This is a genomic window from Erythrobacter litoralis (assembly GCF_029760855.1).
In the GTDB taxonomy this organism is placed as follows: domain Bacteria; phylum Pseudomonadota; class Alphaproteobacteria; order Sphingomonadales; family Sphingomonadaceae; genus Qipengyuania; species Qipengyuania litoralis_A.
This window is the reverse complement of sequence record NZ_SOSI01000001.1, coordinates 14621-28443: the sequence shown is the minus strand read 5'-3', so window position 1 is coordinate 28443 and position 13823 is coordinate 14621. Positions and strand designations below refer to the sequence as shown.

The following is a 13823-nucleotide window of genomic DNA, read 5'->3' as shown; positions in this document are numbered from 1 at the left end:
TTATCCAATGTTAGTCAATCCAAACGGCCGAATTTATCCTGATAGGCACCCGTCTCGCCGCTGGTAAGCAATCTCGCCTGTTCGACCCAGGCATCCCGGCGAATGCGACCTTGGAAACGGCCAAGTTCAGGATCGATGCGGTCGATGTCCACATCGTCCCACTCGGCGATCTGCGCAATCGACGTAATACCGAGTTCGTTGAGCCGAAGCGCGAGCTTCGGGCCGACACCCTTCAGGCGGGTCAATTCGTTCGCGTCGTCCGACGGCACGCCGCTGCTGACAGTCTCGGTCGTCGTCGTGGCAGTCCGCTCGGTCTCGGCCGGCGTATCGGCCTCCTTCGCGTGCGTATATTCCGCCTCGTCGGCCGCCGCGGCGACGGCTGCCCCCGTACCGCCGAGGCCGGTCGGTGCGGCGACGGGAACGATGGTTTCGGGTTCGGCAGCCGCGTTCGGCGCCGGATCGCGAGTTGCGGCGGGGGCACTGTCGATCAGCGCGCGATTGCGTTCGGCCCGGTCCGCACCGTCGTCGAGGACGTCCCTGCTGGTGCCGGTGACGTTGGTCTTGCGGCTGGCATGAAAGACGTACCACGCGACAATGAGGCCAATTATCAGCGCGACGACCAGCCAGATCCAGTATTCGGCAACAAGGGTGTTCATTGTTCATCCTCTTCGGAAATTTCGGTGCTCGGGGCGCGGCCCCAGATCGACCAGCCGATTAGCAGGCCGACGGCGTAGGCGACGAGCATCATCGCGACCACTTCGAACCAGATCGGCATCTCAGCGCGCCCCTGGTGTATCGACAGGGTGGGGGGTTAGCGGTTCGGTGCGGACCACGGAGAATTCGATACGTCGATTGGCCGGATCGGAGGCGGCAAGGCCTTCCACCGGATCGTCCGAACCCATCCCACGAGCGCGGAGGCCATCGCGCGGGATGCCGCGCCGGACCAGTTCCTCACGCACCGCCCGCGCACGCTCCAGGCTCAATTCCAAATTACCCACCGGTGTCCCGCTATCGTCGGTATGGCCGGTGATCGCGATGATGGAGCCTAGACAGGGGCGCAGCGCATCGGCCACTTCGCCAATGAGAACCTGGCTTGCCGGTACGAGTTCGCTGCTCGCTTCTTCGAACCGGATGGAACGAACCCGCAGCAGGCCTTCCACATCCTCCTGGCAATGCAGCGGTTCGTAGACCGGTTGGTCATTCGCGGCGCTTGCCACCCCGTCGATCCAGTTCACCCCGCCGACGCCCGGGATAGCGGCGACCGCTTGGGCGGCCTGCAGGCGTATCCCTTCGTTCAGGCCTTCGCCGCCGGTCAGGATCGGATGGCGGGTCGGCGAGCCGAACCGGTTGGTGAACCGCGCCTCGACCGGAGCGGCGCCGGCCGCGTCGAGCGCGGCGCGGCTTTGCGCGTGCAAGCTCCCCGCAATTCGCGTGCCGCTGGGCTGGGCGAGGAAATATCCACCCATCACGACGAGACCGGCGCCCAGAAAGATGGCGATGGAGGAGCGGATTAGCATGGGAGCGCTTTTATCTAGCGCGCCTCGTCATGCAAGGGCGGCGGGGCACTGCCCGCTTTGGGCCGCCGGGCGAACAGCACGCGATCCTCCGGCCCGAAGCCGCGCTTCCAGATGACGAAGCCGTACACTGCAAGTATTGCGGGAACCCCGATTGCAAGTTCCGCCCATTCAGGCAGGAAAGTCGCCAGCCATCCGACGAAGATCGCCGGGGCGGCGGCGTAAACCAGCGCCCAACGAAAGTTGTTGATCGGATGGCCGAGGATGCGCGAAAGCAGCACGGCCTTGACGAGACTGGCAGTGCCGAGCGCGATCATCAGTGCAATGGCCGCCGCCGCCGCCTTGAACGGCTCGCCATAGCTCGTTTTGTCGAGCGCCAGTATGAAGCCTACGGTCAGCGCCGCCTGGAAAGCGATGGTAGCGATGGAAATCCACAGATTGCGGACCCGTGCGACGTAGATCAGGACCGCCTCCGACACCACCGCCGTCGCTGCAACGACCTCCGCCGCGAGCAGGAAGGCAAGCGCGCCAGTGCCGCCGACGAATTCCGGGCCGACCAGCCCCATCACCGCCTCACCCGGCACGCCCAGCGCCAGCGCGATACCAGCCTGCATGGCGATGATCCAGAATCCGACCTGGCAGACCTGTTTGGCGATCGCCTGATAGTTCTTCGTCCGCAAATTCTTGGTGATGACCGGGCCGAGGATGGGTTCGAAGCTGGTCTTCAGCTTCTGCGGCAGACTCGCGACCTGTTGCGCGATGTAATAGACGCCGACCGCGGTGGGCGCAGCGAACAGTCCGAGTATGAAAATGTCGATCCGCCGCGTGCCCCATTCGATCGCATCCGCCGTGGCGAGTGGCAAGGCGCGGGTTGTCATGCGGGTCATCCGCGCCAGTTGCGGACGCCATTCGCGCGGCGCGCCGTAGGAGCGAAAGAACGACCAAAGACCGGTCGCGAGGCCGGCGTAGATCGATACGAGATACGCCATTTCCAGCCCGCTGTCGGGAATGACGAACCACAGCGCGCCCGCCATGATCGATATCGTCCACGGCTCCACCACCGCGCGTGCCCGAACCGTGGTCGCGATGTCGTAGCGATAGGCCTGCGCCGCCAGCACGATCTCGGTCAGCGCATAGCCGGGAATGGCGAGGACGATGAACTGGTCGATCCGATTGTAGTCGCCGCTTGGAAACAGGGGCGCGGGGACGAACCAGAAGAACAGTGCGGCTAGCCCACTGAAGAGCAGCGCCAGCAACATGCCGTCGTAGACCAGATTGGTCGGGTTCGCCGTGTCTTCCTCGGCGGAAAGGCGCTGCGCAAGCCCGCGCTTCTCGCCCATTGCGCAGACCAGCGCGACGAGTTCGACCACTACCAGCGCGGAAGCGAAAGTGCCCAGGGCCTCGCTGCCGTAAAGCCGCCCGGCGATGAACAGGAAGGGCAGCCGCGCGAGGAGGCGAAGGACGAAGCCGAAAAAGTTCTGCCGTCCCCCTTTCGCAAGGGCGGAGAGGTCTTCGTCGTTACTGTCGGCTGTCACCCCGAGGCCCCCTGCTCGGCGCGCAGGGGACGCGAGAGAAGGGCCTGGACGGTATCGCGCGGACCGGCCCCGTCGAGCAGGCCGTTGACCGCCTCGACGATCGGCATGGCGATGCCGTGATCACTCGCCAGCTTTTGGAGCACGGGGGCGGTAAAGGCGCCTTCGGCCACGGTCCGGCGGTCCGCCATCAATTCGGCCGCGCTCTTGCCTTCGCCCAGCGCCTTGCCGAGCGAGAAATTGCGGCTCGAGGTCGAGGAACAGGTTAGCACGAGATCGCCGAGGCCGCACAACCCGGCAAGTGTCTCCGCCCGCGCACCCAGTGTCTCGCCGAAGCGCAGCATCTCGGCATAGCCGCGCGCGATGAGGGCGGCACGGGCGTTCTGGCCAAGGTCCAGCCCGTCGACCACGCCGCAGGCGATTGCGAGCACATTCTTGACGGCCCCGCCGATCTCCGCGCCGGTCACGTCGTCGCTGTAATAGGGGCGGAAGGTGGGCCGGGCGATGACAGGGGACAGCGCGCCCCATTGCGCTTCACCGGCGGAGCAGGCGAGGGTGACGGCGGTGGGTAGTCCGGCGGCGACCTCATGCGCGAAGGTCGGGCCGGAAAGCACGGCGATGTCGCTGCCCGGGGCAGCCTCCCGCGCGACGTCGTTCATCAAGCGGCCCGATCCCGCCTCGATGCCCTTGGAGCACAGGACGAGATGCGCGGGATGCCGCGGCATCGCCTTGAGCACGTGGCCGGTATGCTGCGCCGGCGTAACGACGAGCAGCACCTCGACCGATCCGATGCGCGCCGGATCGCCCGTCGCCTCGATCTGCGGCGAGAGGAACGCGCCGGAGAGGAATTGCGAATTGGTATGCTTCGCGTTGATTTCTTCGACCACGTCGCTTTCGCGCGCCCAAAGCAGCACGTCACGCCCGTCGCTTCCGAGCACCTGCGCCAACGCAGTCCCCCACGCGCCTGCGCCGAGGACGCCGACCCGGCTCACGCCTTCACCCCGGCACCGCGCACGGCTTCGGCGTCCGGGTCGAGTGGCCAGCGGGGCCGCGCGGCGAGATCGAGCGGGGCGGGCGCAAAATCGGGTGAGGTAAGCCGTTCGATCCCGGCCCATGCGATCATCGCGGCGTTGTCGGTGCACAGCGCCGGGGGCGGGGCGGTGAAGGCCATGCCGCGTTCGCTGGCGAATGCTTCCAATGCCGTGCGCACCGATGCGTTCGCCGCGACGCCGCCGGCGACCACAAGCGTCGGCAGATCGTCCATCCTTGTGAGAGAAACGCGCAACCGATCGAGCAGGCAATCGATTGCCGCCTGCTGAAAACTTGCCGTAATGTCCGCTACGCCATGTTCACCACTTTCCCATGCGCGCAAGACTGCGCTCTTGAGGCCGGCGAAACTGAAATGCGGCTCGTGGCTTTTCAGCATCGGGCGAGGAAGGAGCACGGCGTTTGCATCGCCGTCCTTCGCTAGTCGCTCGACCGCCGGACCACCTGGAAAGCCGAGGCCGAGAATTTTCGCGGTCTTGTCGAACGCCTCACCGAGCGCATCGTCGATAGTGGTGGCGAGGCGGCGATACTGCCCGACCCCGTCCACTCGCAAGATCTGGCAATGTCCGCCGGAGACGAGCAGCAGGGCATAGGGAAATTGAAGCGATCGATCTGCCAATCGGGGGCTTAAAGCATGCCCTTCGAGATGGTTGATCGCAATCAGCGGCACGTCGCTCGCCATCGCGAGCGCCTTTGCCGTGACCAGCCCGACCATGACTCCGCCGATCAGGCCGGGCCCCGCCGTCGCGGCAATCGCGTCGCAATCGTTGAGAGCGATATTGGCATCCGCCAGTACCGTTTCGATCATCGGGGCGAGCCGTTCGGCATGGGCGCGCGCGGCGATTTCCGGCACCACACCGCCATAGGGCGCATGCGCCTCGTCCTGCGAGGCGATGCGCTGTGCCACGATTCCCCCGTCGCCATCGACCAGCGCGGCGGCGGTTTCGTCGCAGGAAGATTCTATGCCGAGAACCAGTGTCATTGCCGCTTTCCCTTAACGACCCGCGCCGTTAGGGCAAGCATACCTCATGCCCGCTTCCCCTCTTCTAAGGCTCGGAACCCGGCGTTCCCCGCTCGCCATGGCGCAGGCGGAGGAGACGCGCGCGCGGTTGTGCGCAGCGCTCGGCTGCGCGGAAGCGGAGATCGAACTGGTCCCGGTGATCGCCAGCGGCGACAAGATACAGGACCGCCCCCTCGCCGATATCGGCGGCAAGGCCCTGTGGACCCGCGAACTCGACGCTTGGCTCGCCGAGGGTCGCATCGATGCCTCGGTGCATTCAATGAAGGATGTGGAGACCGTGCGCCCCGATAGCCTCGCCATCGCCGCGATCCTGCCGCGCGCGGACAAGGCGGACATGTTGATCGGCGCGACCTCCATCGCCAGCATTCCGTCCGGCGCACGGATCGGCACGAGTGCCCCGCGCCGGGCCGCGCAGCTGCTCCACGCCCGGCCCGATCTCGAAGTCGTCGGCATTCGTGGCAATGTCGCGACAAGGCTTGCAAAGTTGCAAGCGGGCGAAGCGGACGCGACCTTCCTTGCTGCTGCGGGGCTGAACCGGCTGGGCGAGGCGGGCATCGGCACGCGGCTCGACCCCGCCGATTGGCTGCCCGCCCCGGCACAGGCGGCCATCGGCATCGAATGCCGCACCGACGATGATCGTACGCGGGAATTGCTGGCGCAGATCGATCACGCCTCCAGCCATCTCGAGGTCATGGCCGAGCGGCATCTGCTCGAAGGGTTGGGCGGTTCGTGCCACAGCCCGATCGCCGCGCTGACGATCGCGGAGGGCGGGGAACACACCATCGAGGCAGCGATTTACAGCCCGGACGGCGCGAACCGTATTGCTGGCCGCGCCCGCTTCGAAGTTGGCGACTTCACCCCGATCGCCAATCTGGCAAAACGATTGCTCGACGATGCGCCCGACCATGTGCGTGTCCATTTCGGAGGCCTTCATGGCTGAAACGCTTTTCGTATTCCGTCCCGAACCGGGCCTTCGGGTAACGCTGGAAACTGCGGGCTCGATGGATATCGACGCGGTCGGATGTCCGCTTTTCTCGGTCGAGCCGGTCCAATGGGACCTGCCGGCCGTCTCACGCTTCGACCGTTTGCTGGCGGGCAGTGCGAATGCTTTCCGGCACGCCGGCGAGAAGCTCGACAAGCTGGCCAGGCTTCCGGTCCTCGCGGTGGGCGAAGCGACGATGGAAGAGGCCAAGGATCGCGGCTTCATGGTCGCGCGCACCGGCACCGGCGGGTTGCAGAACCTCCTCGACGGCATGAAGGGCAAGCAGCGCCAATTGCTGCGCCTGGCGGGCGAGGCGCATGTCGAACTCGATCCGCCCGAAGGCATCGAGATCGAGACGGTAGTGGTCTACAAGACCATTCCGCGCGACATCACGGACGAGGTTGCCGTGAAGCTGCGAGCAGGCGGCGTTGCCCTGTTGCATTCGGGCGAGGCGGCGAAGCGGCTTGCCTCCGAATGCGAGCGACTGGAGATTTCGAAATCCCTCGTCGTCATCGCCGCACTCGCACCCCGGATCGCCGAAGCGGCGGGGGACGGCTGGCGTGACGTCCAGGTCGCGCCACATCCGATCGACGGCGAATTGCTGGAATTGGCCGAGGAGTTGTGCCAACGGTCCTGAAGGGGTCGTGCCGACGCCATCGCGGCGTTGCAGCATCTGGAGTTACATGGACGATACCTTTCGTACCCGGTCGCAGCCATCGAAGGCGCGGCCCATTGTTATTACCGCGCTGGCCTCGTTTCTCTTCGGGGGAGCGCTGGTCGGCTATTTCGTGTGGCAGAATGGACCGGGGGCACTTCAGGAACCGGCTGTGCAGGAACAGGGCTTGCAGCCAGAAGAAGTGGCCGGACTGCGGCCTCCGAGCCCGACGCCGAGCGCAACCGCCAGCGAAGCGGCCGATGCCGTGGAGCAGATCACCCAGCAACAGGGCGGGATCGACCAGCGGCTTGCGGCGGCCGAACAGCGTCTCGCGCGGCTCGACCTTCAGGCGCAGGCGGCGGCGGGCAATGCCGCACGCGCCGAGGGCCTGTTGATAGCCTTTGCCACGCGCCGCGCGATCGAGAAGAAGGCGGAACTCGGCTATCTGGCGGACCAGCTGCGCTTGCGCTTTGGCGACGCCTTGCCGAATGCAGTGAATACGGTCGTCACATTTTCTCGCGATCCTGTCACCCTGTCCGACCTCACAGCGCAGCTCGAAGGATTGGCACCTGAGCTCGAGGAAAACGCGCAGGGTTCGGGCTTTTCGCGTTTCTCCGAGCAGCTCGGGCGGTTGTTCACCATCCGCCGGGAAACGACGCCGTCGCCCCAACCGGAAATGCGTCTCGAACGTGCGAGGACGTTCTTGCAGAGCGGGCGCGTGGAAGCGGCGATCGCGGAGGTGCGCAACCTGCCCGGTGCGCAAAACGCGCAAGGCTGGCTCACCGATGCCGAACGCTATGCCAGCGCGCGCCGGGCACTGGACCTGATCGAGACGTCGGCGGTTCTCGAACCGCAGCGGCTGCGCGATGGGGCAGGCAATCGCATTTCGCAGCCTAGCCCCGCCGAAGCGGAGTAGGCTTCAAGCCTTGAGCAATTCGGGCGTGTCGCCGGTAATGCCGCGCGCTTCGTCCATGAACAGCTTCTTCAGCATACCCGACTGCTGAACGCCAGCCATGCCGAGCCGCCGCGCCGCACTCGCCGCCTTGCCGGGAATGCCGAACAGGCGGGTGAGGCTGTCGGTCGCGGTCATCACCATCGCCGCGTCGAGCGCGCGCCATTTCTCATATTTCGCCAGCACTTGTGCATCGCCGAGGTCTAGGCCGAGCCGCCGCGCTTCCAGCAGCACCTCGACCAGCGCGCCGACATCGCGGAGCCCCAGATTGAGGCCCTGTCCCGCAATTGGGTGCATCCCGTGCGCGCTATCGCCCACCAGCGCCATCCGCTGCCCGACGATCCGTGCGGTATGTTGGAAGGCGAGGGGGTAGGACGAACGCACGCTGTTAAGCGTGACGGTGCCGAGAATATCGCCCATCCGTTTCTGAACTTCTGCCGTAAAGGCGCGATCGCCCATCTTGAGCGAACCGGCGGCATCCTTCTCGTCCACCGTCCACACGAGCGCGCTGCGATGCGTGCCGTCGTCCTTGTCAAGCAGTGGAAGGAGGGCGAACGGGCCATCGGGATAGAAGATTTCCCACGCGATGTTGTCGTGCCGCTTCGTATGGTCGAGCCCGGCAATGATGGCGCGGTGGCTGTAATCCCACCTGGCCATCGCCAACCCGGCTTCCTCGCGCGTCGGCGAACCGCGACCTTCCGCACCCACAAGCAAATCGGCCGTGAGCACGGTGCCGTCTTCCAGCGTGGCGGTAGCGACGAACTCGCCCGCATCGCGATCCTTCACGATAACGGGCGCATGAAGGGTTATGGCGTCTTCCGCCTGCACCGCCTCGTAAAGCGCCGTGCGCAGCTGGCGATTGGCGAACATCCTGCCGAGCGAGCCTTCGTGGATGTCGGGTCGGAAATCGATTCGACCCGGCTTCATCTGATCGACCACCGCGATGGAATCGATATGGCAACCGAACGGCTCCAGCGTGTCGGCAAGGCCGATATTGCGGAACAGCCGCCAGCTTGCGGTGGATATGGCGGAGGCGCGCCCGTCGAAGCCTGCCTCCAGCATGGATTTCGGGTCAGCCCGGTCAACGAGGTGGCTGGTCAACCCCTTGCGCGCGGCGGCGAGCGCCAGCGTCATGCCCACCAGCCCCCCGCCCAGAATGAGGAGGTCGCGTCTGTCGGTTCGGGCTGGGTCGGTCATCGGTCACTCGTTGCGGCGGCGGCGGGAGAACCCTAGATGGCAAGCCGTGACCAAGGCAACAACCATGCGGGCGGCATTTGCGGCGCTCATCGCGTTGCTGTGCGCAGTTTCGGCGGCGTGGTCCCCGGTGTTGGCGCAGCCTGTCCGCTATGGCGACGAAAATATCGCGGTGCGCGCCTTTCTCGATCCCGATCCGGCAAGGCCGAACGAGGCGACGCTTGCGCTGCACTTCACACCGCGCAGTTCGGAATGGCACGGCTACTGGTCGAACCCCGGCGATGCGGGGCAGGGGATGACGCTGTCGCTCGACCTGCCGGACGGCTGGACGATGGGCGAGCCGCTATATCCGGTGCCGCAAACGCTGGAGATCGCGGGACTGATGAACCACGTCTACAAGGGCGAGTACACCGTACTCGTGCCCTTAATACGAAGCGCCGGTTTGCCGGAACTCGAACGGGTTTCGGGCAGGATCGAATACCTCGCCTGCACCGACACGATTTGCGTGCCGCAGGATGCCGTTATCTCATCCACCGTCGGCGGCGATTTCGCCGCTTGGCGCGCCGCTATCGCCCCGCCGCTCGATCGCGTAGCGTCGTACGAGGTTTCGGGGGAAACCCTGCGGATTGGCCTTCCTCTTCCCGCGAGCCTCGATTTGGCCGCGCCGCATCTGTTCGTCGGAAACCTCGACTATTCTACAGGTATAAGGCCGGCTTACGCTGACAAGCAGACCTTCCGCCGCGCAGGCAACCTGCTGATTGCCGAAGTTTCGTTGCGTGAGGCGTCGCAAGCCAGCCTTCCGCCCGTGATCTCGGGCATTCTGGCATTCGGCAGCGCTGGCGAGGGCATACGCTTCAAAGCGCGCCCCGGCCCGGTTCCGCTGGAGGGGGCAGAGCCGTTAGCAGGTGCCGCCGCCACTCCGCCGCTCGCCATTCTGCTGCTGGCGGCGCTGGCCGGCGGGTTGATCCTCAATATCATGCCCTGCGTGTTTCCCATTCTCAGCCTGAAGGCGATGACGCTGGTGAAGGCGGGCAGCAGCGAGCGCGCCGCACGGTCCGATGCGCTGGCCTATACGGCGGGCGTGGTGCTCGCTTGCGCTGGGATGGGTGTGGTGATACTTACCTTACGCGCAGGGGGCGAACAGATCGGCTGGGCCTTCCAGTTGCAGGAGCCGGTGGTACTCGCGGTATTGTTCCTGCTTGCCTGCGCCATCACCGCCAATTTCCTCGGGCTGTTCGAGATACCCGGCATGGCGATTGCGGGCGGAGGGGGGAGCCGAAGCGGTTCTTTCGCGACCGGCCTACTTGCCGCCTTTGTAGCGACGCCGTGCACGGGGCCGTTCATGGCGCTGGCATTGGGGGCGGCACTGGTGTTGAGCCCGCTGGAGGGGTTCGCTATCTTTACGATGCTTGGCGTCGGCCTGGCGCTACCCTTCTTGGCTATCGGTTTTGTCCCGGCTCTGCGACGGCGGTTACCAAGACCCGGGCCGTGGATGGCGACCTTCCGACGATGGATGGCCCTGCCGATGGGGCTCACCGCGCTGGCGCTCGGCTGGCTGGTGTGGCGGATCGGTGGAGGCGTATTCTCGGCCGTAACGCTTGTACTGGCCGTAGTGGTGGTCATGGCGCTGATCTATACCGGACGCCAGCAGGCGGGTGGGAAAAGTACCAACTTCGTGTGGTCGGCACTCGTGCCTTTGGTGCTCGTAATGATGATCTTTGTGCTGCCGAAGGCGGTTTCCGATCAAGCCTCCCAATCGGGCTCCGACTTGGTTGGCAGCGAGCCCTTCAGCGAGACCGCCTTGGCCAAGGCGCGCGCCGATGGCCGCCCGGTGTTCCTCTATTTCACCGCCGACTGGTGCCTCAGCTGCAAGGTCAACGAAAGCGTCGCAATCGAACGCGAGGCGACCCGCGATGCTTTCGAGCAGGCGGGCGTAGTCACCTTGCGCGGAGACTGGACGCGGCGCGATGCCGAAATCGCCGACTTTCTCGCACAGCATGGGGCGGCGGGCGTGCCGTTCTATATGTGGTTCGAACCCGGGGAGCGCGGCGAACAGTTGCCGCAGGTCCTCACGCCGGATCTTCTGGCCGAGAAGGTGAAAAGCTCGTCGTAGCCGCGCAGCGATCGACGAACTGCGCGGGCAGGGTGCTCGCATTCAGGATTAGCGAGCCTGCTCCCGGTATCGTCGCCTCGACCCGACCCCGCCCGGTCAAAACTTCGAGACGTTGGTCGTTCGCAGGAAGCGAGCCTTGCCACAGCCAAGCCTCGCCGCGGGGCGTCGCATCCACGAACAGGCGCTCGACGTGGCCGTTGCCGATCAGGGCCAGGATCGCCTTCGCCTCGGGATCTGCCGGCGCATAGCGAGCGAATACGATTTGCCCTGCATCGCAAGTCAAACCCATCAGCGGCCGCTCTCCGGGTTTACCGTACAGAATGCGGTTCTCGACCGTCGGACTGTCTGCCCAGACCGCGCCTTCAGCGTTCGGCGACGGCAGCGGCTCGGACGCGAATTGCGTCTCGCGCGCCACTGGCACACGCGTACTGTAATCGTCGGAAGCGGGCGGTTTGCAGGCGGCAAGTATCCACACGCCGGCAATCGCAAGATATCGAAGCATCGGGCCCGCTAACGCCGCCAGGCGCGCAAAAGCAAGAGAGCCATTCGCGCGACTACGGCTTGCCGCCCATCCGCTTGTAGCGCGTCTTGCCGTAGCGGGTCTTGCGCGTGCCCGGCTTGCCTTCGTTGGACCGGCCGACGAGCGGCGCTTTCTTCGCTTCGTCCGGCACGCCGAGTTCGTCGTTCTCAAGGCGGCGAATTTCATCGCGCAAGCGACCGGCTTCTTCGAATTCCAGATCGGCAGCGGCCTTGCGCATGCGTTTTTCGAGGTCCTCGATATAGCTTCGCAGGTTGTGGCCCACGAGGTTGTTGCGCTCTTCGTCGCCCGTATCGACCGTGACCCCGTCGCCCGCCGCGCTGTGTGCGACGATGTCGGCGATCTGACGGCGGATGGTCTGCGGCGTGATGCCATGTTCCTCGTTATATTCGCGCTGCTTCTCGCGCCGGCGGTCGGTTTCCGCCATCGCGCGTTCCATGCTGCCGGTGATGCGATCGGCGTACAGAATTACGCGGCCTTCCACGTTCCGGGCTGCGCGGCCGATGGTCTGGATCAAAGAGGTCTCGCTTCGCAGGAAGCCTTCCTTGTCGGCGTCGAGGATCGCCACCAATCCACATTCGGGGATGTCGAGCCCTTCGCGAAGCAGGTTGATGCCGATCAACACGTCATACACGCCGAGGCGCAGATCACGTATCAGCTCGATACGCTCAAGCGTCTCGACATCGGAGTGCATGTAGCGGACCTTGATGCCCGCCTCGTGCATGAATTCTGTGAGGTCTTCCGCCATCCGCTTAGTCAGTGTGGTGACGAGGGTGCGATAGCCCTTAGCCGTGGTCTTTCGGCATTCCTCGATGCAGTCCTGCACTTGGTCCTCGACCGGTTTGATCTCGACCGGCGGATCGATCAGCCCGGTGGGGCGGATGACCTGCTCTGCGAAGACGCCGCCGGTCTGCTCCAGTTCCCAACCACCGGGAGTCGCCGAAACGCAGAAGGTCTGCGGACGCATCGCGTCCCATTCGTTGAAGCGCAGCGGGCGATTGTCGATGCAGGACGGCAGGCGGAAGCCGTATTCGGCCAGCGTGATCTTGCGCCGGTGGTCGCCTTTCGCCATCGCGCCGATCTGCGGCACGGTCTGGTGGCTTTCATCGACGAACAGCAGTGCGTTCTCAGGCAGGTATTCGAACAAGGTGGGCGGCGGTTCGCCGGGCAGGCGACCGGTAAGGAAGCGGCTGTAATTCTCGATGCCCGCGCACGAACCGGTGGCAGCAATCATTTCAAGATCGAAATTGGTGCGCTGTTCCAGCCGCTGGGCTTCCAACAAGCGGCCTTCCTCGTGCAGTTCCTTGAGCCGTTCTTCCAGCTCGAACTTGATGGCCTGCGTCGCCTGCTTCATCGTCGGGCCGGGGGTGACGTAGTGACTGTTGGCGAACACGCGCACCTTCGGCAGCGTCTCGCCTTTCTTGCCGGTCAGGGGATCGAACTCGCTGATCTCTTCGATCTCGTCACCGAAGAAGCTGATGCGCCACGCGGTGTCTTCGAGGTGGCTGGGGAAGATTTCCAGATTGTCGCCGCGCACCCGGAAATTGCCGCGCGCAAACGCGGCATCGTTGCGCTTGTATTGCAGGGCGACGAGCTTTCGGATGAGCTCGCGCTGGTCGACCGTTTCGTCCTTCTTGATATCGAAGATCATGGCCGAATACGTCTCGACCGAGCCGATGCCGTAAAGGCAGGATACCGAAGCGACGATGATCACGTCGTCGCGTTCGAGCAGGGCGCGGGTGGCCGAGTGGCGCATCCGGTCGATCGCCTCGTTCACCGAGCTTTCCTTCTCGATATAGGTGTCGGACCGGGGAACGTAGGCTTCGGGCTGGTAATAGTCGTAATAGCTGACGAAATACTCGACCGCGTTCTCCGGGAAGAAGCTCTTGAATTCGCCGTAAAGCTGGGCGGCCAGGATTTTGTTCGGGGCAAGGATCAGAGCGGGGCGCTGCATCGCGTCGATCACCTTGGCCATAGTGAATGTCTTGCCCGAACCGGTTACGCCCAACAGCACCTGCGTCTGTTCGTTCGCCTCCGCCGACTGCACAAGCTCCTCGATCGCGGTCGGCTGATCGCCCGAGGGCGTGTATTCGGAAACGAGCTTGAACTTCTTGCCGCCCATCGACTTTTCGGGCCGCGCTGGTTTGTGTGGAACAAATTCGCCGGTGGTATCGGGCTCTTCTAAACCGCGGCGGATGACAAGACCGGTTTCGCTCATGCCGGCACATATGGGCAGCGGGCGCGGCGGGCGCAACGGCGGTATGCAGGCGCGCAG

The 13823-nt window shown here is 64.9% G+C and carries 13 protein-coding genes; 4 read left to right on the top strand and 9 right to left on the bottom strand.

The features are described from left to right. Positions 1–14 precede the first annotated feature (14 nt). From E3U23_RS00140 to tsaD, 6 genes are read right to left on the bottom strand one after another with little or no spacing between them, the layout of a single operon-like run. On the bottom strand, positions 15–656 hold the full coding sequence (locus E3U23_RS00140; RefSeq protein ID WP_279349140.1) for a helix-hairpin-helix domain-containing protein: 642 nt from the start codon (positions 654–656) through the stop codon (positions 15–17). Further along, complete coding sequence (locus E3U23_RS00135; protein ID WP_279349139.1) at positions 653–775, bottom strand: hypothetical protein; 123 nt, start codon at positions 773–775, stop codon at positions 653–655. The genes E3U23_RS00140 and E3U23_RS00135 overlap by 4 nt, the downstream gene beginning before the upstream one ends. Position 776: 1 nt before the next feature. Beyond that, a complete protein-coding gene (locus tag E3U23_RS00130) occupies positions 777–1517 on the bottom strand; it encodes an OmpA family protein (RefSeq protein ID WP_279349138.1) in 741 nt (246 codons plus the stop codon). 14 nt (positions 1518–1531) lie between these two features. Further along, complete coding sequence (locus tag E3U23_RS00125) at positions 1532–3049, bottom strand: lipopolysaccharide biosynthesis protein (protein WP_279349137.1); 1518 nt, start codon at positions 3047–3049, stop codon at positions 1532–1534. Continuing rightward, positions 3046–4038 carry an NAD(P)H-dependent glycerol-3-phosphate dehydrogenase gene (locus tag E3U23_RS00120; RefSeq protein WP_279349136.1) on the bottom strand — a complete coding sequence of 331 codons (993 nt, stop codon included), beginning with the start codon at positions 4036–4038 and terminating at the stop codon, positions 3046–3048. The genes E3U23_RS00125 and E3U23_RS00120 overlap by 4 nt, the downstream gene beginning before the upstream one ends. Further along, on the bottom strand, positions 4035–5075 hold the full coding sequence (gene tsaD, locus E3U23_RS00115) for a tRNA (adenosine(37)-N6)-threonylcarbamoyltransferase complex transferase subunit TsaD (protein WP_279349135.1): 1041 nt from the start codon (positions 5073–5075) through the stop codon (positions 4035–4037). The genes E3U23_RS00120 and tsaD overlap by 4 nt, the downstream gene beginning before the upstream one ends. A gap of 46 nt (positions 5076–5121) precedes the next feature. On the opposite strand from tsaD, the gene hemC reads away from it, so the two are divergent. Genes hemC through E3U23_RS00100 form a run of 3 tightly spaced genes read left to right on the top strand, consistent with a single transcriptional unit; the run spans position 5122 to position 7667 of the window. After that, positions 5122–6054: a hydroxymethylbilane synthase gene (gene hemC / locus E3U23_RS00110; RefSeq protein ID WP_279349134.1), complete on the top strand. Its 933-nt coding sequence runs from the start codon at positions 5122–5124 to the stop codon at positions 6052–6054. Next, positions 6047–6733 carry a uroporphyrinogen-III synthase gene (locus tag E3U23_RS00105; protein ID WP_279349133.1) on the top strand — a complete coding sequence of 229 codons (687 nt, stop codon included), beginning with the start codon at positions 6047–6049 and terminating at the stop codon, positions 6731–6733. The genes hemC and E3U23_RS00105 overlap by 8 nt, the downstream gene beginning before the upstream one ends. A 46-nt stretch (positions 6734–6779) precedes the next feature. Next, positions 6780–7667, top strand: a complete 888-nt coding sequence (locus E3U23_RS00100; protein WP_279349132.1) for a hypothetical protein — start codon at positions 6780–6782, stop codon at positions 7665–7667. A gap of 3 nt (positions 7668–7670) precedes the next feature. Here the strand turns inward: E3U23_RS00100 and E3U23_RS00095 are convergent, their stop codons facing one another. Next, entirely contained in the window at positions 7671–8900 is a 1230-nt protein-coding gene (locus tag E3U23_RS00095; RefSeq protein WP_279349131.1) for an FAD-dependent monooxygenase, read from the bottom strand. Between the two features lie 46 nt (positions 8901–8946). Here E3U23_RS00095 and E3U23_RS00090 point away from each other — a divergent pair, with 46 nt between their 5' ends. Further along, positions 8947–11010 carry a protein-disulfide reductase DsbD family protein gene (locus E3U23_RS00090; RefSeq protein ID WP_279349130.1) on the top strand — a complete coding sequence of 688 codons (2064 nt, stop codon included), beginning with the start codon at positions 8947–8949 and terminating at the stop codon, positions 11008–11010. Here E3U23_RS00090 and E3U23_RS00085 read toward each other — a convergent pair. Further along, positions 10967–11512, bottom strand: coding sequence for a hypothetical protein (locus tag E3U23_RS00085; protein ID WP_279349129.1), 546 nt, complete (start codon positions 11510–11512; stop codon positions 10967–10969). The two genes, E3U23_RS00090 and E3U23_RS00085, sit on opposite strands and share 44 nt — an antisense overlap. Before the next feature lie 52 nt (positions 11513–11564). Further along, positions 11565–13766 (bottom strand): excinuclease ABC subunit UvrB, encoded by a 2202-nt coding sequence (uvrB, locus tag E3U23_RS00080; RefSeq protein ID WP_279349128.1) that lies wholly within the window; start codon positions 13764–13766, stop codon positions 11565–11567. Between the last annotated feature and the right edge of the window lie 57 nt (positions 13767–13823).

Excerpts from the sequence above, each read along its gene's own strand:
- tsaD (WP_279349135.1), bottom strand. The coding sequence starts at position 5,075 with ATGACACTGGTTCTCGGCATAGAATCTTCCTGCGACGAAACCGCCGCC.
- E3U23_RS00135 (WP_279349139.1), bottom strand. The coding sequence starts at position 775 with ATGCCGATCTGGTTCGAAGTGGTCGCGATGATGCTCGTCGCCTACGCC.
- E3U23_RS00105 (WP_279349133.1), top strand. The coding sequence starts at position 6,047 with ATGGCTGAAACGCTTTTCGTATTCCGTCCCGAACCGGGCCTTCGGGTA.
- hemC (WP_279349134.1), top strand. The coding sequence starts at position 5,122 with ATGCCCGCTTCCCCTCTTCTAAGGCTCGGAACCCGGCGTTCCCCGCTC.
- E3U23_RS00085 (WP_279349129.1), bottom strand. The coding sequence starts at position 11,512 with ATGCTTCGATATCTTGCGATTGCCGGCGTGTGGATACTTGCCGCCTGC.
- E3U23_RS00140 (WP_279349140.1), bottom strand. The coding sequence starts at position 656 with ATGAACACCCTTGTTGCCGAATACTGGATCTGGCTGGTCGTCGCGCTG.
- uvrB (WP_279349128.1), bottom strand. The coding sequence starts at position 13,766 with ATGAGCGAAACCGGTCTTGTCATCCGCCGCGGTTTAGAAGAGCCCGAT.
- E3U23_RS00130 (WP_279349138.1), bottom strand. The coding sequence starts at position 1,517 with ATGCTAATCCGCTCCTCCATCGCCATCTTTCTGGGCGCCGGTCTCGTC.
- E3U23_RS00095 (WP_279349131.1), bottom strand. The coding sequence starts at position 8,900 with ATGACCGACCCAGCCCGAACCGACAGACGCGACCTCCTCATTCTGGGC.
- E3U23_RS00100 (WP_279349132.1), top strand. The coding sequence starts at position 6,780 with ATGGACGATACCTTTCGTACCCGGTCGCAGCCATCGAAGGCGCGGCCC.